The sequence below is a fragment of the Pseudomonas sp. JL23 genome, from assembly GCF_056933585.1.
This window is the reverse complement of record NZ_CM167795.1, coordinates 941,970-959,515: the sequence shown is the minus strand read 5'-3', so window position 1 is coordinate 959,515 and position 17,546 is coordinate 941,970. Positions and strand designations below refer to the sequence as shown.

Annotated in this window: 15 protein-coding genes and 4 tRNA genes; 8 read left to right on the top strand and 11 right to left on the bottom strand. The window is 58.9% G+C overall.

Annotated elements, in window-relative coordinates; all coding sequences use genetic code 11:
* Positions 1–60: 60 nt before the first annotated feature.
* Genes pilB through yacG form a run of 5 tightly spaced genes read left to right on the top strand, consistent with a single transcriptional unit; the run spans position 61 to position 4,674 of the window.
* Positions 61–1,761: a type IV-A pilus assembly ATPase PilB gene (gene pilB / locus AC1Z24_RS04645; protein ID WP_483746522.1), complete on the top strand. Its 1,701-nt coding sequence runs from the start codon at positions 61–63 to the stop codon at positions 1,759–1,761.
* 3 nt (positions 1,762–1,764) lie between these two features.
* A complete protein-coding gene (locus tag AC1Z24_RS04640) occupies positions 1,765–2,982 on the top strand; it encodes a type II secretion system F family protein (RefSeq protein ID WP_259098213.1) in 1,218 nt (405 codons plus the stop codon).
* 2 nt (positions 2,983–2,984) lie between these two features.
* The gene (locus AC1Z24_RS04635) at positions 2,985–3,857 is read left to right on the top strand and encodes a prepilin peptidase (RefSeq protein WP_483744724.1); all 873 of its coding nucleotides are present in this window, start codon (positions 2,985–2,987) and stop codon (positions 3,855–3,857) included.
* Entirely contained in the window at positions 3,854–4,477 is a 624-nt protein-coding gene (gene coaE / locus AC1Z24_RS04630) for a dephospho-CoA kinase (protein WP_483744723.1), read from the top strand. Before AC1Z24_RS04635 ends, coaE begins: the two co-directional genes overlap by 4 nt.
* Positions 4,471–4,674, top strand: a complete 204-nt coding sequence (gene yacG, locus AC1Z24_RS04625; protein ID WP_259099814.1) for a DNA gyrase inhibitor YacG — start codon at positions 4,471–4,473, stop codon at positions 4,672–4,674. The genes coaE and yacG overlap by 7 nt, the downstream gene beginning before the upstream one ends.
* 157 nt (positions 4,675–4,831) lie before the next feature.
* Here the strand turns inward: yacG and AC1Z24_RS04620 are convergent, their stop codons facing one another.
* Positions 4,832–5,512, bottom strand: coding sequence for an energy-coupling factor ABC transporter permease (locus AC1Z24_RS04620; RefSeq protein ID WP_483744722.1), 681 nt, complete (start codon positions 5,510–5,512; stop codon positions 4,832–4,834).
* Positions 5,509–5,970, bottom strand: a complete 462-nt coding sequence (locus AC1Z24_RS04615; RefSeq protein ID WP_483744721.1) for a hypothetical protein — start codon at positions 5,968–5,970, stop codon at positions 5,509–5,511. Before AC1Z24_RS04615 ends, AC1Z24_RS04620 begins: the two co-directional genes overlap by 4 nt.
* Positions 5,971–6,072: 102 nt before the next feature.
* On the opposite strand from AC1Z24_RS04615, the gene AC1Z24_RS04610 reads away from it, so the two are divergent.
* The 3 genes from AC1Z24_RS04610 (at position 6,073) to AC1Z24_RS04600 (ending at position 8,341) form a co-directional block, all read left to right on the top strand.
* On the top strand, positions 6,073–6,702 hold the full coding sequence (locus AC1Z24_RS04610) for a DUF1780 domain-containing protein (protein WP_483744720.1): 630 nt from the start codon (positions 6,073–6,075) through the stop codon (positions 6,700–6,702).
* 97 nt (positions 6,703–6,799) lie between these two features.
* On the top strand, positions 6,800–6,973 hold the full coding sequence (locus AC1Z24_RS04605; protein ID WP_483744719.1) for a DUF3094 family protein: 174 nt from the start codon (positions 6,800–6,802) through the stop codon (positions 6,971–6,973).
* A 69-nt stretch (positions 6,974–7,042) separates the two neighbouring features.
* Positions 7,043–8,341, top strand: coding sequence for an NAD(P)/FAD-dependent oxidoreductase (locus AC1Z24_RS04600; RefSeq protein WP_483744718.1), 1,299 nt, complete (start codon positions 7,043–7,045; stop codon positions 8,339–8,341).
* Between the two features lie 294 nt (positions 8,342–8,635).
* Here AC1Z24_RS04600 and AC1Z24_RS04595 read toward each other — a convergent pair whose 3' ends face one another.
* From AC1Z24_RS04595 to rluD, 9 genes are all read right to left on the bottom strand, one after another.
* Positions 8,636–10,144, bottom strand: coding sequence for a diguanylate cyclase domain-containing protein (locus AC1Z24_RS04595; protein ID WP_483744717.1), 1,509 nt, complete (start codon positions 10,142–10,144; stop codon positions 8,636–8,638).
* A gap of 172 nt (positions 10,145–10,316) precedes the next feature.
* Positions 10,317–11,888 (bottom strand): methyl-accepting chemotaxis protein, encoded by a 1,572-nt coding sequence (locus AC1Z24_RS04590; protein WP_483744716.1) that lies wholly within the window; start codon positions 11,886–11,888, stop codon positions 10,317–10,319.
* Between the two features lie 395 nt (positions 11,889–12,283).
* Positions 12,284–12,360 (bottom strand) — tRNA-Pro (locus tag AC1Z24_RS04585).
* Positions 12,361–12,468: 108 nt separating this feature from the next.
* Positions 12,469–12,544 (bottom strand) — tRNA-Lys (locus AC1Z24_RS04580).
* 5 nt (positions 12,545–12,549) lie between these two features.
* Positions 12,550–12,626, bottom strand: a tRNA-Pro gene (locus AC1Z24_RS04575).
* A 20-nt stretch (positions 12,627–12,646) separates the two neighbouring features.
* A tRNA-Asn gene (locus AC1Z24_RS04570) sits at positions 12,647–12,722 on the bottom strand.
* A gap of 395 nt (positions 12,723–13,117) precedes the next feature.
* Positions 13,118–15,682 carry an ATP-dependent chaperone ClpB gene (gene clpB, locus AC1Z24_RS04565; protein WP_483744715.1) on the bottom strand — a complete coding sequence of 855 codons (2,565 nt, stop codon included), beginning with the start codon at positions 15,680–15,682 and terminating at the stop codon, positions 13,118–13,120.
* A 159-nt stretch (positions 15,683–15,841) separates the two neighbouring features.
* On the bottom strand, positions 15,842–16,570 hold the full coding sequence (gene pgeF / locus AC1Z24_RS04560; protein ID WP_483744714.1) for a peptidoglycan editing factor PgeF: 729 nt from the start codon (positions 16,568–16,570) through the stop codon (positions 15,842–15,844).
* On the bottom strand, positions 16,567–17,529 hold the full coding sequence (gene rluD / locus AC1Z24_RS04555) for a 23S rRNA pseudouridine(1911/1915/1917) synthase RluD (RefSeq protein ID WP_483744713.1): 963 nt from the start codon (positions 17,527–17,529) through the stop codon (positions 16,567–16,569). Before rluD ends, pgeF begins: the two co-directional genes overlap by 4 nt.
* Between the last annotated feature and the right edge of the window lie 17 nt (positions 17,530–17,546).

Below are 17,546 nucleotides of genomic sequence, written 5' to 3'. Positions count from 1 at the left end.
GATTTGGCAGTAAGGTCCGACTGCGCTATAAACCTCACACTGTCTGTGTCTGGTGGTTTTATGACTGATGTCGTCCTTACGGGTTTGGCCAAACAACTGGTTGTGGCCGAGCTTCTCAACGAAAAAATTGCGCAGCAGGCCTACCAACAAGCGCGGCGCAACAAGAGCTCCTTCGTCAGTTACCTGGTACAGAACAAACTGGTCAAAAGCTTGACCCTCGCGGAGATGGCTTCGGAGCAATTCGGCCTGCCCTTCCTTGACTTGGCAACCCTTGATAAAGAGGCGCAGCCTCAAGGCCTGGTCAGCGAGAAGCTTATCCGCCAGCATCACGTCCTACCTTTATGGCGACGCGGCAACAAATTATTTGTCGGTATTTCCGATCCGGCTAACCATCAAGCCATTACCGATGTTCAATTCAGCACCGGGCTGAATACCGAAGCGATTCTGGTGGAAGACGATAAGCTCACTATTGCTATCGATCGGTTTTTTGATGGCGGCAGCGGCATGGGCGACCTCGGCGATATCGACCTCGGGGTCGAATTCGAGTCCAGCCAGGACGATATTAAAGAAACCTCCATCAGCGGCAAGGACGATGCGGAAGACGCGCCGGTGGTTCGCTTCGTCAATAAGATGCTGATGGACGCCATTCGTATGGGCTCGTCCGACCTGCACTTTGAACCCTATGAAAAAAGCTTTCGTGTACGCCTGCGTACCGACGGCATTCTTCACGAAGTGGCAAAGCCACCAATCAATCTGGCCGGACGCATCGCTGCGAGACTGAAAGTTATGGCGGGGCTGGACATTTCCGAACGGCGTAAACCTCAGGACGGCCGGGTCAAGCTGCGCATCTCGAAGAACAAGGCCATCGATTTTCGGATGAACACCCTACCGACGTTGTGGGGTGAAAAGGTCGTGATGCGGATCCTCGACCCTACCAGCGCGCAAATGGGCATTGATGCCTTGGGCTACGAGCCGGATCAGAAACAGCTGTATCTCGACGCGCTCAAGCAGCCCCAGGGCATGATTCTGGTCACTGGCCCTACTGGCTCGGGTAAAACCGTTTCTCTTTATACCGGGCTGAATATCCTTAATACCGTGGATATCAATATTTCCACCGCCGAAGACCCGGTGGAGATCAACCTGGAAGGGATCAATCAGGTTAACGTCAATCCGCGTCAAGGAATGGACTTTGCCCAAGCGTTGCGCGCATTCTTGCGTCAGGATCCTGACGTGATCATGGTCGGTGAGATTCGCGACCTGGAAACCGCAGAGATCGCGATCAAGGCGTCCCAGACCGGGCATATGGTGATGTCGACCCTGCATACCAATAGCGCCGCTGAGACCCTGACTCGATTGCATCATATGGGCGTGGCGGCTTTTAACATCGCAACAGCCATCAACCTGATTATCGCCCAGCGTCTGGCGCGCAAGCTGTGTCAGTACTGCAAAAAAGAGGTGGATCTGCCACGGGAAACCCTGATTCAGGAAGGTTTCCCGGAAGCGGAAATCGGTAAGTTCAAAATCTACGCGCCCGTGGGCTGCGATCAATGCAATGGCGGTTATAAAGGCCGCATCGGAATTTACGAAGTGGTCAAGAAAACCGCCGCGCTGGAACGGGTGATTATGGAAGAGGGCAATGCCCTGGATATCGCGGTACAAATGCGCAAGGACGGTTTCCCGGATCTGCGCACCTCGGCCCTGCGCAAAGCAATGCAGGGCGTTACCAGTCTTGAAGAAGTCAACCGCGTGACCAAGGATTAAGCAATGGCGAGCAAAGAAGTTAAAGTCAGTGTTTACACTTGGGAAGGCAAAGACCGTAAAGGCGCAACAGTCAACGGCGAACTAAGCGGGCATAATATTCCGCTGATCAAGGCACAGTTGCGTAAACAGGGAATTAATCCGCTGAAAGTGCGGAAAAAACCTGTATCCCTCTTTAGCAAGGGCAAAAAAATCAAGCCCTTGGATATCGCATTTTTTGCCCGGCAAATGGCAACCATGATGAAGGCCGGTGTCCCGCTGCTGCAGTCGTTCGACATCATTGGCGAGGGCGCGGAAAACCCGAATATGCGCAAGATGGTCGACGACATCAAGCAGCACGTTGCGGCCGGCAACAGCTTTGCTTCTGCGCTGAGAAGCAAACCGGAATATTTCGATGATCTGTTCTGCAACCTGGTCGACGCGGGTGAGCAATCCGGTGCTTTGGAGTCGCTGCTCGATCGAGTCGCAACCTATAAAGAGAAAACCGAGGCCCTGAAGGCCAAGATCAAGAAAGCCATGACCTACCCGATTGCGGTCATGGTAGTGGCATTTATCGTAACCGGGATTCTGTTGCTCAAGGTGGTTCCGCAATTCCAGAGTATTTTTGCTGGTTTTGGTGCTGAGTTGCCTGCGTTTACGCTGATGGTTGTCGGTCTGTCACAGATCGTTCAGGACTATTGGCTGATGATTCTTATCGGGATGGTCGGTGCGTTTTTTATGTTCAAACGCGCCTACAAACAATCCGAAGCGTTCCGTGACTGGTTGGACAGAAATCTGCTGAAGATGCCGGTAATCGGGCCGCTGATCTATAAATCATCGGTTGCGCGATATGCACGGACCTTGGCAACGACTTTTGCAGCAGGCGTTCCCTTGGTTGAGGCTCTGGACTCGGTGGCAGGGGCTACAGGCAATATCGTTTTCAAGAATGCCGTACACCGCGTCAAACAAGATGTTTCCACAGGCATGCAATTGAACTTCTCCATGCGCTCAGTCGGCGTCTTCCCCAGCCTCGCCATCCAGATGACGGCCATCGGCGAAGAGTCTGGCGCCCTGGACTCGATGCTGGACAAGGTCGCGACCTACTACGAAGGCGAGGTCGACAATATGGTCGATAGCCTGACCAGCCTGATGGAGCCCATGATCATGGCGGTCCTCGGCGTAATCGTCGGCGGCCTGGTTATCGCGATGTATCTGCCTATCTTCAAACTCGGAAACGTCGTCTGACCATGCCCCTCTCCGATTTCTTCACCAACTTCCCCCTGCCCTTCACCCTGGCCATGCTGGTCCTGGGCCTGCTGATCGGCAGTTTCCTCAACGTCCTGATCTACCGCCTCCCCGTGATGATGGAGCGCGACTGGCGCGCTCAGGCTCGGGACATGCTCGCCCTGCCCGCCGAGGATAAAACCGAGACCTTCAACCTGTTCCTGCCCCACTCCCGCTGCCCCTATTGCGCTCACAAGATCCGCGCCTGGGAAAACCTGCCGGTCATCAGCTACCTGTTCCTTGGCGGCAAATGCTCCGGTTGCAAGGCGCCGATCAGCAAGCGCTACCCGCTGATCGAGCTGGCCTGCGGGTTGTTGTCGGCATTCATTGCCTGGCATTTCGGCTTTGGCTGGCAGGCGGGGGCAGTGTTGGTGTTGAGTTGGGGGCTGCTGGCGATGAGTGTGATCGATATGGATCACCAGTTGCTGCCGGACTCGTTAGTGTTGCCGTTGCTGTGGCTGGGGCTGATCGCCAATACCTTCGGGCTGTTTACCAATCTGCACGATGCCTTGTGGGGCGCGGTGCTGGGGTATATGAGCCTGTGGTCGGTGTTCTGGATTTTCAAGTTGCTCACCGGCAAGGAAGGCATGGGCCAGGGTGACTTCAAGCTGCTGGCGCTGTTTGGCGCCTGGGGTGGCTGGCAGATTGTGCCGCTGACCATTCTGGTGTCTTCGGCGGTAGGCGCGGTGTTGGGCCTGATTATTCTGCGCCTGCGCAATGCCGAGACCAGCACGCCGATCCCCTTCGGTCCTTATCTGGCCATTGCAGGCTGGATCGCGCTGCTCTGGGGTGGTCAAATAACCGACTCATATTTGCAGTTTGCCGGTTTCAAATGACCAACCCTGTTAACAAACCCTGGATTCTCGGCCTTACCGGCGGGATCGGCAGTGGCAAAAGCGCGGCCGCCCAGCACTTTACCGACCTCGGTGTGCACCTGGTGGACGCCGATAACGCCGCCCGCTGGGTGGTGGAACCGGGGCGTCCGGCGCTGGCGCGGATTGTCGAGCACTTTGGCGACAGCGTGCTGCAGGCCGATGGCAGTCTGAATCGCGGCGCTTTGCGTAGGCTGATTTTTCAGGATGCCGAGCAACGGCGCTGGCTGGAAGCCTTGCTGCATCCGTTGATCGGTGAGGAAATCGCCAGTTACCTGGCTCGTGCGCAATCGCCCTACGCCATTTTGGTATCGCCGCTACTGGTCGAGTCGGGTCAGTCGCGTATGACTCAGCGCATTCTGGTGATTGACGTGCCGGAGGCCCTGCAGATCCAGCGCACCATGCAACGTGACGGCTCCAGTGCCGAACAGGTGCAGGCGATTCTCAAGGCGCAAGCTGATCGCGAAGAGCGTTTGCGTCATGCCGACGATGTATTGGTCAACGACCGCGATCAGGCTTGGCTGCAACAGGAAGTCGAGCGGCTGCATCACTTTTATCTGACTTTACGTGGAGGCCAATCATGAGCCCGACAACCGTGCAATGCCCGACCTGCGGCGCCCCTGTTGAATGGAGCGCGGCAAGCACCGCGCGGCCGTTCTGCTCCGATCGCTGCAAGCTGATCGATCTGGGGGCCTGGGCGTCCGAAGAACATGCCATTGCGGGCAGCCCGGATGCTGAGGATGAATTGTTTTCCGGGGATTTACCGCCGCGAGAGCATTGATTCAAGGGCTGACCGGCGCTCGGTGGAGCGAGGCTTGCCCGCGAAGGGTTGACGCGGTTTCCCTCAAATACCAAGGTGTCTGATTCGCGGGCAAGCCTCGCTCCAACGGGTTGTCATATGCCTTGGTGGCACTTTCGTAGAGTCAGCCCCCCAAATATCACTCACCCTCCTTCCACGGCGCCGACAGGTAGCGCGTGCGGTTGAAGGTCTCCAGCCACTCGGGGGCAAAGACCACCAGGGCGCTGATGATCATGCCGTTGATAAAGGCCTCGGGGAAAATGATCAACCACAGGTAGCCGATGAAGTCCTCCAGCCATTCCGGCATCGCGAACAATCCCTCGAACCACAACAGCCCCAGCGCCAACAGCAGGCAGAGCAAGGCCGACAGCGCTGCGGCGAAGAATCCAGAGCAGAAGATGTAGACGAAGGGGCTTTTGGGCTGCGCCCGCTCGACGCAGATCGCGCAGATTTCCGTGACCAGCACCGGCAAGGCCACGAACAGCAGGCCGTTGACGCCCAGGGCAGCCCAGTCCTGTCGCCCGAGCAACGCCAGGCCCAGTTGCGCCACGCAGCCGCCGAGCAGGGCCAGGGGCCAGTCCAGCAGCAGGGTCACGGCGGTCATGCCGAGGAAGTGATAGGACACGCCAGTCTCAAAATCCCGGCGCATCAGCCACAGCAAAAAAAGGCCAAAGATGGTGGCGAACAGCAAGTGCTGGCGGCGGCTGTCGGTAAACAGTTCAACCCAGGGCGAGCGCCAGAGCGCCCAGCATAAGAGCGGCGCGTAGAGCAGCCAGCCAACCAGCAGAGTCGGCGTGGTCAGGACCTCGCTGCCGATCATGGCCGTTCGAGGGCGGCGCGCAACTCATCGCTACTGCTGAATTGCTGTTGTTTGACCAACCGCCCGTTCTGCACCTGCAACCACAGCACTTTGTCGATATCGCCCTCATAGCGCGGTACTACCCGGGCGTCGCGGTCGAGCATGATCCGGTAGGAATAGGCGCGCATGCCCGGCACGGCGAACATTTTGCTGATCAGCGCGGGCATCTTGTGGATATCGGCGACAAACACCGTCTTGCGCGCTTCCAGGAAGCCCTCGGGCTTGTCTTGCAGGGCGCCGTTGACCAGTTTGGCCGCGTCCATGCTGCGCGCCACCAGCAGGATCTGGGTCTGTTCGTTGAAGGTATAGGGTTTGTCGAATTGATCGAGCAGGGTCCACGGCGCCAGGCGCTCGCCGACTTCCAGGGCTTGGGCGGCGTACGGCACGAGGATCAGCAACAGTAACGGCCAGAGTTTCAAGACAGGGTCCTCAATCGCTTCATCGGTGAAATTTCGCTCAATAGTCTACAGCGCAGGCTTTCGTACTTTCAGTTGTAGTGATTACAACGTTAAGCTTGGGCCATGGATGACTCAGACTTTCTGCGCCTGCTTACGATTCAGGCCGAACAAGCCAACTCGTTCCTGTCCAACGCGCGCAAGTGGGAGCGCGAACGATGGGTGTGCGAGCGGCTGCTCCAGGGTCTGAATATCCGCCATCGCGACGAAGACTTCACTGCCGCCGGTCAAGAACCGCCCGATGTGCTGTTTCGCAACGCCTGTTTCGAGGTGTTTTTTGTGCTCGATGAGGGCCGTCGCCTCAACGATGAATGGCGCGAAGAACTGGAACGGCGGCGCAGTGCTGATTCCCTCAGTGAACTGGTGCGCCGCCAGGCCAAGCCCAAGCGCATCCCCGCCGCCGATCTGCTGGAACGCCTGGGCCCGACCCTGCGCAAGAAAGCCGGCAACTACCGCGAGCGCGGCCTGGACCTGAGCAAGCTGGATCTGATCGCCTTTGTCAGCCTCAAGCGCGAAGTGCTCGACCTCAACAGCCACTTCCCGCCGCCGACCGAATACCTGCGTCAGGGCTGGCGCTCGCTGTCTCTGGTCGGTCCGACCTTTGCCCGGGTGCTGTTCGCTCATCCCGAGGCGCCGGATTTTCTGCGGACAAATCTGGGGCGCAGCGTGATTTTCGACGTGGGCATCAGCCTGTAGGCCGCGCATGTCGATGGCGTAATTGCCCCGTCAATGTTACAAATGGCAATCATTCCTACGGATTTTACTGCGTCATGCAGTATTCCCAGAGGCCGACATGTCCAGCCGCCTGAACCCTGACGACCAGCAACGGGTCGAACAGTATCTGCAAGCGCCCCAGCATCGAGTCGAGCGCCGGCCTTTTCGGCCATGGCTACTCCTTGTGCTGGTGGTCGCGGTCGTGGTCGGCCTGGGTCTGCTGAGCCGCCTGCTGGCCTGGGTGGCGCTATGAGCTGCTTCGCGCTCGCGCCCCCGGCCCTGCCGCTGCCCCCGAACTCCTTAAACCTTATGAGATATCCCTATGACTCATCGCATCGTGATCGTTGGCGGAGGCGCCGGCGGTCTGGAGCTGGCTACCCGTCTGGGCAAGACCCTGGGCAAACGCGGCACGGCCAGTGTCACACTGGTCGACGCCAACCTCACCCATATCTGGAAGCCGTTGCTGCATGAAGTGGCCGCCGGCTCGCTGAACTCCTATGAGGACGAGCTGAACTACGTGGCCCAGGCCAAGTGGAATCATTTCCAGTTCCAGCTCGGGCGCATGACCGGCCTGAACCGCGAGACTAAACAGATCCACCTGGCCGCCACCGCCGACGAGAACGGTGCCGAGCTGGTTCCGGCGCGCAGCCTGGATTACGACTCGCTGGTGATAGCCGTAGGCAGTACCACCAATGATTTCGGCACCCAAGGCGCAGCAGAGCATTGCCTGTTCCTTGATACGCGCAAGCAGGCCGAGCGCTTCCATCAGCAGTTGCTCAATCACTATCTGCGTGCCCACGCCGGGCAGGACGAGAGCCCGACGCAAATCAACGTGGCCATCGTCGGCGCCGGGGCGACCGGGGTCGAACTGGCCGCCGAGCTGCACAACGCCGCCCATGAACTGGCCGCCTATGGCCTGGGCCGGATCAAGCCGGAAAACCTGCGCATCACGGTGATCGAGGCCGGGCCACGGGTCCTGCCCGCCTTGCCGGAGCGTATTGGCGGGCCGGTGCACAAGACGCTGGAGAAACTTGGCGTTACCGTGCTGACCAATTCGGCGGTCAGTGAAGTCACCGCTGAAGGCCTGCACACGGCGAACGGGCAGTTTATTCCGGCGACCCTCAAGGTCTGGGCGGCGGGGATTCGCGCGCCGGGTTTCCTGCACGAACTGGACGGTCTGGAAAGCAACCGCATCAATCAACTGCAAGTGCGCCCTACCCTGCAAACCACCCGCGACGACAATATCTTCGCTTTCGGCGACTGCGCGGCCTGCCCGCAGAAAGGCACCGACCGCAACGTCCCGCCGCGCGCCCAGGCGGCGCATCAGCAGGCGTCAATGCTGGTGAAATCCCTGAAGGCACGCATCGAAGGCCAGGTATTGCCGGAATACACATATCAGGATTACGGCTCGCTGATTTCCCTGTCGAGTTTCTCGGCGGTGGGCAATCTGATGGGGAGCCTGATGGGCAGCGTGATGCTCGAGGGCTGGCTGGCGCGGATGTTCTATATCTCGCTGTACCGCATGCACCAGGTGGCGCTGTACGGGATGTTCCGCACCTTGATGCTGATGCTCGGCAGCCGGATTGGCCGAGGGACTGAGCCGCGGATGAAGTTGCATTGATGCGCGACCGATAGAAAATCGGCGTTGGAGCGAGGCTTGCCCGCGAAGGGTTTGACGCGGTTTTCCGGAAATACCGCAGCGCCTGGTTCGCGGGCAAGCCTCGCTCCAACGGGATGAGACCTATTGCAGTGAAGAGGTGCTGGATGTATCGGCCCCTTCGCAGGCAAGCCTGCTCCCACTGGTTTTGTGCTCGCCGCTGAACCCTGTGGGAGCCGGGCTTGCCCGCGAAGAGGCCGGTAAAATCGGCCTGGCTTCTGCGGCTTAGACATTGCCCTCGAACATACAATGTCCCAGTCAGCCCATCTCCAGAGTATGGGTTACATACCGCCCGCGCCCCATTTTCTTGGCCTGGTACATCACCCGGTCAGCCGCCAGCAGCAATTCGTCCGAGGTATTGGCGCCGTCACTGATGGCGATGCCGATGGATACGCCGAGCCGGCAGTGCTTGTTGAACAGGCAAAACGGCTGCTCCAGTGACGCAATGCAGCGTGCGGCAACGGTGCCTGCCACCAGTTCGGCGTTGCTTCCAAGGCCACTGAGCAGCAGGATGAACTCGTCGCCGCCAATCCGTGCCAGGGTGTCCGCCTCGCGCACGGCATCGTTGAAACGGGCCGCCACTTCGCGCAGCACCTCATCACCGGCTTCGTGGCCCATGCTGTCGTTGATGTCCTTGAAACCATCCAGATCCATGAACAGCAGGCCGACCTGGCTGCCATTCTCGCGCGCCTGTGCCAGCAAGTAAGGCAGGCGCTCGGAGAGGTGCACGCGGTTGGGCAGGCCGGTCAGGGTATCGGTGTGGGCCAGGCGCTTGAGTTCGTCCTGATTCTCGTCCAGCTTGAGCAGCAAGCGATTGAACGCCGAGATCAGGTGACCGACTTCGTCTTCGCGATGAATCGGCAACGGCTCCAGAGGTATCTCGCCCCGGCTCATGCGATCGGCGCATTCAGCGGCGCGGAACAGGTGGCCAAGGACGAAATACAAAGCCGCGCAGGCAAGTAGCATGAAGAAAAAGGTCGCGATAGTGGCGTTCTTGATCAGGAAATGTTGCAGCCGGCCGATGGTGGCAAAGGCAATGCTGGTCGGCATGCGTGACACCACCAGCCAGCCTGCGCTAGGCACCGAGACCATGGCTGAAACCTGCTCGACGCCCCGGTCATCCAGGGCAATCCCCGTGCCCCGAAAACCTTTCATGGCCTGATCGAGCATCGGGTCGGCGCCCGGCATGGTCAGGGGTGAGAGCATCGACTGAGTCTGCGACGAGGCGACGAACAACTGATCTCTCGGTGAAACCAGCATGAATCCTGTCGCGACATTGTCGCCACGGCTTTGCAGCAGGGAATCAAGAAAGCCATGCCCGGATAGAATCGTACTGCCCACCAGTACCGCCATGACATCGCCGTTGGCGTTTTTGATCGGCACGGAGATGGGCAGAATCGGCACTTTGGCGTAAGTGCCGACTCGTGGCCGACCAATATAGCTGGAGCCGCTCGAGGCAATTTTGAAGTAGTCGCGCTGGGAAAAATCGGTACGCTCGCGCTCGGGATAGATCGGATAGTCCGCGAGGTTCTTGCCATCCAGGCCGATGACATAGAGCCCCGAAGAAAACAGGGTCTGATAAACAAAGCGCTCCTTGAGCCAGGCCCGCAGGGCTTCGGGCTGGCTCAGCAGATTAAGCGGCAGGGAAGCGGCAATACGATCCAGTAATACCTGACGGCTGATGATTTTGCCGTCGATATCCCGCGCAACATAAGTCGCCAGGGCCAATTGCTGTTGTTCGGCAACGGACCCCAGGTCCTGTCGCAAAAAATCACTCAAGACGTAATAACGCAAAAAGGAACCGAGAATTACAATGCCCAGCGCAACGCACAATAGCCGTGTGATCACGCTATTAAAAATGCGCGGCAGAGGCTTCTGTGCGAGGTATTTATTCGGCATTCATCGAGTGTACCCGAAACAAATGCCGTCGATGATATCGTTACTGGCGTTTTGCCTTGAATTGCTGCACCAGGCCATACAATCTGCCGGTCAGTTGCATGACTTCGCTGGCACTCTTGCGATTGTTTTCGCCCGTCAGCACATTGCGCTGCGCCGCGTCGCGAATGCTGGCGATAGTGCAGTTGATGTCCTCACTGACGACCCCCTGCTGCTCCACCGCCGCAGCAATCTGCGTATTCATTTGCGCGATATCGGTGACCCGCTGACCAATACCGACCAACGCCGTTGCGGCCTGCCGGGCATGCTCGACCGATGACTGAGCCTGTTCACGACTCTCATCCATCACGCTGACCGCCGACAACGCGCCCTGCTGCAGCCCGGCGATCATGTGGTGGATATCCATGGTCGACTGCTGGGTGCGCGCGGCCAGGCTGCGCACTTCATCGGCCACCACCGCGAAGCCGCGGCCCTGCTCACCGGCACGCGCCGCTTCAATGGCTGCATTGAGCGCCAGCAGGTTGGTCTGCTCGGCAATACTGCCAATGACGTCCAGCACCTTGGAGATTTCGCTGCTACGCCCCTCCAGCTCATGCACGACCTGAACGGCCTGCTGGATCTTGCGCTCCAGCTCGCTGATCGACTCGCTGGTCAGGGCCACCAAGTCCTGGCCGGCCAGGGTCTCATCACCGGCAAGCCGCGCGGCATCGGCGGCGTTCCGGGCGTTGCGCGCGACGTCCTGGATGCTGGAGACGACTTCATTGACCGACAGGGCGATCTGATCCGTGGCCACCTGCTGCTGCACGCTGAGCGTGTTGCTGGCATCGATCTCGCCCAACAGGCTCTGGGTATGGCGATCCAGACGGCCTGACGCATCGGCGATCCGGCCAATGACCGCACCGGTCTCGGCCTGCACCATGCGCAAGGCAAAGTCGATTTGCCCGAGTTCGTCACTGCGCCCGGTGTACAGCACCTGACTCAGCGGGTTATCGGCAATCTGCCGAGCCCGTTCGACCAACTCACGCAACGGTGCCAGCAGCCACCACACCGCGGCGCCGCTCAGTACGGCACTGGCCCCGGCGAGCAGCATGTCATCCGTAACGGGCAGGCTTAGAAGACCGGCGCAGCCGCCTACGCCGAGAGCCATGACTGCCGCGACCGAGATCGCGGATTTGCTGCGCAAGCCAAGACTGCGCGGCGATTTACTTCCGTTTTTGATGCGCTCATAGAGTGCTTCGGCGGCTGCAAGTTGTTCAGGCCGGGGCCGGGTGCGCACTGACTGATATTCAACAATATCGCCGTTCTGGCTGATGGGCGTGACATATGCACTGACCCAATAATAATCACCGTTCTTGCAGCGGTTTTTAACCAGGCCCATCCACGAACGGCCAGCCTTCAATGTGGCCCACATATGTTCAAACGCTTTCGCCGGCATATCCGGGTGACGAACAATATTATGCAATTGGCCTATTAACTCGCCTTCGGAAAAACCGCTGATGGAAACGAAATCTGAATTGACGTAGTTGATGCAACTTTGCGTATTGGTTGTCGACAATATATTGGCGTCAATAGGAAGCTCAACCTGGCGCCCACTGGATAACGTCTTGCGCTGCATCGCACTATCCTCGAAATGGTATTTCAGACCCAGTGTGGCCTGACAGCCACGGGGATACCTGCCGTGGAATATGCTCAGGCAAGTTCTGACTGTTCTACGCGCTCCGCATTTAACAGCGTTTGATCGGGATCAAGGATGGAGGGGTTTAGCGAGATATAGAGCTCAGGTGGGACCGGCTTTAGCCGGGAAGAAAATAAGTCTGGCGACGCAGGGTTTCGATCATGACAACGCATTCCCGGCTAAAGCCGGTCCCATATAAAATTTATATCTTGCGTGTCATCGAGGGAACGCATTTTTTTCAGGCAAAAAAAAACGTCCCGAAGGACGCTTTCTCGATTCATGCACTAAGCAGCGCATGGATCCTGTTTCTTACTCAGATATAGCTTGAGCAAAAATGGTCGGGGTAAGGGGATTCGAACTCCTGACATCCTGCTCCCAAAGCAGGCGCGCTACCGGACTGCGCTATACCCCGGTTGAAGCTTTACAAGGCAGCTCTGAGACAAGCTCTCTGCCTGCGATCTGGCGCACAAGGCATCAGATCTATAAGATTCGGCCCCAACATTGCTGTTGAGGCCAAAAATGGTGGGTCGTGTGGGATTCGAACCTACGACCAATTGGTTAAAAGCCAACTGCTCTACCAACTGAGCTAACGACCCAAAAATGGTCGGGGTAAGGGGATTCGAACTCCTGACATCCTGCTCCCAAAGCAGGCGCGCTACCGGACTGCGCTATACCCCGATACAGTTACTTGTGAAATCTGGCTCCACGACCTGGACTCGAACCAGGGACCCAGTGATTAACAGTCACTTGCTCTACCAACTGAGCTATCGCGGAACTATTAGATTTCAGCTGTAACCGGTACATCTACTGCGCTGAGCTAACTCATTGTTTCTGAATTAATTCAGCCTCTTTGCCTTGTCCGTATCGCTACGTTCACGTCTCTGAGGCGCGCTATTCTACATTTTCAAAAACACCTGTCAACCCTCTAAATTGCTTTTAAGACAATGATTTGCGATTTTTTTTCAGATCGCCGATCAGGGGTGCGAAATCGAGGGGTTGGGGCGGTGCTTCTATATAAAGAGCAGTAATCGGTCCCGTTGGAGCGAGGCTTGCCCGCGAATCAGGCACTGCGGGGTGTCTGGGGTACCGCGTCGAACCGTTCGCGGGCAAGCCTCGCTCCAACGAGAAGCAAGCAGCCAGCAGAAGGGGCCTAAGCCCCCTCATCGTCCTCAGGCAAACACAATCTCGTCGTCGACCACGGTACCGGTAATACTGCTACCCGGCTCGAAGTTGCCCGACAGGATCAGTTGCGCCAGCGGGTTCTCGATCCAGCGCTGGATTGCACGCTTCAACGGCCGCGCGCCATAGACCGGGTCGTAGCCGATGGCAATCAGCATATCCATGGCCTCCTGGCTCAGGGTCATGCTCAGGTCGCGCTCGGTCAGGCGGCTGCGCAGGCGGCTCAGCTGGATCTCGGTGATACCGGCAATCTGCTCGCGCCCCAGCGGCTCGAACACCACCACTTCGTCGATACGGTTGACGAACTCCGGACGGAAGTGCGAACCCACGGCATCCATCACCGCTGCGCGCTGCGCTTCACGATCACCGACCAGTTCCTGAATCTGCGCCGAGCCCAGGTTCGAGGTCATGACGATCACGGTATTGCGGAAGTCCACCGTACGACCATGGCTGTCGGTCAGGCGGCCGTCTTCCAGCACCTGTAGCAGGATATTGAACACATCCGGGTGGGCCTTTTCGACTTCGTCGAGCAGGATCACCGAGTAAGGCTTGCGCCGTACCGCTTCGGTCAGGTAACCGCCTTCTTCATAACCGACGTAGCCCGGCGGAGCACCGATCAGACGAGCCACGGAGTGTTTCTCCATGAACTCGGACATATCGATACGCACCATGGCCTCTTCGGTATCAAAGAGGAACTCGGCCAGGGCCTTGCACAGCTCGGTCTTGCCGACGCCGGTCGGGCCGAGGAACAGGAACGAGCCGCTTGGCCGGTTCGGATCGGACAGCCCGGCACGGGAACGCCGCACCGCGTTGGCCACCGCCACCACCGCCTCGTTCTGGCCAATCACACGCTGGTGTAGCAGGCTTTCCATTTTCAGCAGTTTGTCGCGCTCACCTTCGAGCATCTTGGAGACCGGAATACCGGTCCACTTGGACACCACTTCGGCGATTTCTTCCTCGGTGACCTTGCTGCGCAGCAACTGGTTCTCCGGCTTGCCGTGCTGATCGACCATCTGCAGACTGCGCTCCAGGTCCGGGATGATCCCGTACTGCAACTCGGCCATGCGGTTCAGGTCGCCGCGACGGCGGGCCGCTTCCAGTTCCTGGCGGGACTGCTCGATTTTCTGCTGGATCTGCGCGGAGCCGGTGACTTCGGCTTTTTCCGAGGTCCAGATTTCTTCCAGGTCGGCATATTCCCGCTCAAGGCGTACGATTTCTTCCTGGAGCTTCTCCAGACGTTTCTTCGCCGCCTCGTCGCTTTCTTTCTTCAAAGCTTGGGATTCAACCTTGAGCTGAATCAGACGGCGCTCCAGACGATCGAGCACTTCCGGCTTGGAGTCGATTTCCATGCGAATACGGCTGGCCGCTTCGTCGATCAGGTCGATGGCCTTGTCCGGTAACTGGCGGTCGGTGATATAGCGATGGCTGAGTTTGGCCGCCGCAATGATCGCGCCGTCAGTGATCGCCACTTTATGGTGGACCTCGTAACGTTCCTTGAGGCCACGCAGGATGGCGATGGTGTCCTCTTCGCTCGGTTCGTCGACCTGGACTTTCTGGAAGCGCCGCTCGAGGGCCGCATCCTTCTCTATATATTGACGGTATTCGTTGAGGGTGGTCGCGCCGACGCAATGCAGCTCGCCGCGGGCCAGGGCAGGCTTGAGCATGTTGCCTGCGTCCATGGAGCCCTCGCCTTTACCGGCGCCGACCATGGTGTGCAGTTCGTCGATGAACAGGATGATCTGGCCTTCCTGCTTGGACAGCTCGTTGAGCAGGGATTTGAGCCGCTCTTCGAACTCGCCGCGGAACTTGGCGCCGGCGATCAGCGAGCCCATATCCAGAGACAGCAAACGCTTGCCCTTGAGACCGTCCGGCACTTCACCATTAATGATGCGCTGGGCCAGGCCCTCGGCAATGGCGGTCTTGCCCACGCCGGGTTCGCCGATGAGTACCGGGTTGTTCTTGGTGCGGCGCTGCAGCACCTGGATGGTCCGGCGAATTTCGTCGTCGCGGCCGATCACCGGGTCAAGCTTGCCTTCTTCGGCGCGCTTGGTCAGGTCGACGGTGTATTTATCCAGGGCCTTGCGCGACTCCTCGACATTGGCGTCATTCACCGCCTCGCCGCCGCGCAGGTTGCTGATGGCGTTTTCCAGGGCTTTCTTGCTTACCCCCTGGCCGAGCAGCAATTTGCCGAGCTTACTGTTCTCGTCCATGGCCGCGAGCAGTACCAGCTCGCTGGAAATGAACTGATCGCCCTTCTGTTGCGCCAGACGGTCAGCCTGGTTGAGCAGGCGCGCCAGATCCTGGGACATATTCACGTCACCGGTAGGATTCTGGATTTTCGGCATCTGATCGAGTTCTTTGGTCAACTCCTTGCGCAGGCTGTTGACGTCAAAGCCGACCTGCAGCAGCAGAGGCTTGATGGTGCCGCCCTGCTGATCGAGCAGGGCCTGCATCAAATGTGCGGGCTCGATGGCGGGATGGTCATGGCCCACCGCCAGGGATTGAGAATCGGATAAAGCCAGTTGCAGCTTGCTTGTCAAACGGTCAATACGCATTGGTCACCTTCCTATTGAGCAGGCCGGAGCGATGGACACACCTGTAAAGAAAACCTGCCAGATAGCCCGTTAGATGCGGCCGATTCTGCGAGATTCAAGCACGGGTTAGTTGACCCAAGTCAGCGTACCAGTGAAGCGAGCTTAGCTGGCCTGAAGCAATCAGGCGTGTTCGAGCCAGATAAGAGAGGCAAAACGACCGGTGCAAGCAGCACGGCGGTAGGAATAAAAGCGCGGGTCGTTGAAGGTATCCAGGCCACCGCCATAGACAGCCGTCACGCCGTGGGCCGCCAGACGCAGGCGCGCCAGGGCATAAATATCGGCCATGAACCGCCCGGCATTGACGCTGGGGATTAAGGCTTCAGCGGTCTGCGGATGCTGCGAGACAAAGGTCTCGAAGACTTCGCCGCCCACTTCAAAGGAAGGTTGGCCAATGGCCGGGCCCAGCCAGACCAGAATTTCACTGGCCTGAACCTGCAAACTGTCGGCGGCGGCTTCCAGCACACCAGCGGCCAGCCCGCGCCAACCGGCATGCGCCGCGGCCACGCGAGTACCGGCGCGGTTGCAGAACAATGCAGGCAGGCAATCGGCGGTCATGATGGTGCAGGCAATGCCGGGGGTTGCGGTCCAACTCGCGTCGGCCTCGACGACAACCGACGGATCGGCCTGGACCACAGTTACGCCGTGAACCTGACGCAGCCAGGCAGGCTGCACATGCAGCTGCGAAGTCAGACTCAGACGGTTGGCGGCGACGAATTCAGGCTGATCCTCGACATGATCACCCAGATTGAAGCTGTCGAACGGTGCGACGCTGACGCCGCCCGTGCGGGTGGTGATGCACGATTTGACGGCTGCCGGAGCAGGCCAGTCAGGAATCAGCCAGTCATTCACCCGATGAACGCCTCCCGGTCCTGTTTGAGCAGCGACAGCAGCCAGACGAAATCGTCAGGCAGTGGCGATTCCCAGCTCATGCGCTGACCGGTGGTCGGATGATCCAGTTCCAGGAAACGCGCATGCAGCGCCTGACGCGGGAAATGTTTCAGCGAATCGACCATGGTCACACTGGCCGCCGGCGGAATACGGAAGCGGCCGCCATAGGCCGGATCACCCACCAGGGGATAGTTGACGTGGGCCATGTGCACACGAATCTGGTGGGTACGGCCGGTTTCCAGCTTGACCCGCACATGAGTGTGGGAGCGGAAACGCTCCAGCACACGGTAATGGCTGACAGCCGGCTTGCCGCCTTCCATCACCGCCATGCGCTGGCGCTGCTGACCGTGACGACCGATAGGCGCGTCGATCTTGCCACCCGAAGTCACCACGCCGATCACGATGCACTCGTAGATGCGGCTGACGCTGCGTTTCTGCAATTGCGCGACCAACTGGGTCTGGGCCTGAATGGTCTTGGCCACCACCATCAAACCGGTGGTGTCCTTGTCCAGGCGATGGACAATACCGGCGCGGGGCACATTGACGATATCCGGCACATGGTGCAGCAGGGCATTCAACAGGGTGCCGTCGGCATGCCCGGCAGCCGGATGCACGACCAGGCCGGCCGGCTTGTTGATGACCAGGATCTGGTCGTCTTCGTAGACGATATCCAGTTCGATATCCTGGGCAACCCACTCGCCCTGAGCTTCCTGCTCCGCGATAAGTTGCAGGATGGCGCCGCCGTGCACGACGTCACGCGGGCGCAATACACCTCCATCAACGGTCAGACGACCGTCCTTGATCCAGGCGGAAAGGCGCGAGCGCGAGTGCTCTGCGAATAATTGTGCGGCGACTTGATCGAGGCGTTGACCGCCCAATTCGGACGGCACCTCTGCGCGGAGTTCTATATTCTCGGACATGCTCAGACTAGAAGGCG

Coding starts and splice junctions, on each gene's coding strand:
- pilB (WP_483746522.1), top strand. CDS start 61: ATGACTGATGTCGTCCTTACGGGTTTGGCCAAACAACTGGTTGTGGCC.
- AC1Z24_RS04640 (WP_259098213.1), top strand. CDS start 1,765: ATGGCGAGCAAAGAAGTTAAAGTCAGTGTTTACACTTGGGAAGGCAAA.
- AC1Z24_RS04635 (WP_483744724.1), top strand. CDS start 2,985: ATGCCCCTCTCCGATTTCTTCACCAACTTCCCCCTGCCCTTCACCCTG.
- coaE (WP_483744723.1), top strand. CDS start 3,854: ATGACCAACCCTGTTAACAAACCCTGGATTCTCGGCCTTACCGGCGGG.
- AC1Z24_RS04620 (WP_483744722.1), bottom strand. CDS start 5,512: ATGATCGGCAGCGAGGTCCTGACCACGCCGACTCTGCTGGTTGGCTGG.
- AC1Z24_RS04610 (WP_483744720.1), top strand. CDS start 6,073: ATGGATGACTCAGACTTTCTGCGCCTGCTTACGATTCAGGCCGAACAA.
- AC1Z24_RS04605 (WP_483744719.1), top strand. CDS start 6,800: ATGTCCAGCCGCCTGAACCCTGACGACCAGCAACGGGTCGAACAGTAT.
- AC1Z24_RS04600 (WP_483744718.1), top strand. CDS start 7,043: ATGACTCATCGCATCGTGATCGTTGGCGGAGGCGCCGGCGGTCTGGAG.
- AC1Z24_RS04590 (WP_483744716.1), bottom strand. CDS start 11,888: ATGCAGCGCAAGACGTTATCCAGTGGGCGCCAGGTTGAGCTTCCTATT.
- clpB (WP_483744715.1), bottom strand. CDS start 15,682: ATGCGTATTGACCGTTTGACAAGCAAGCTGCAACTGGCTTTATCCGAT.
- rluD (WP_483744713.1), bottom strand. CDS start 17,529: ATGTCCGAGAATATAGAACTCCGCGCAGAGGTGCCGTCCGAATTGGGC.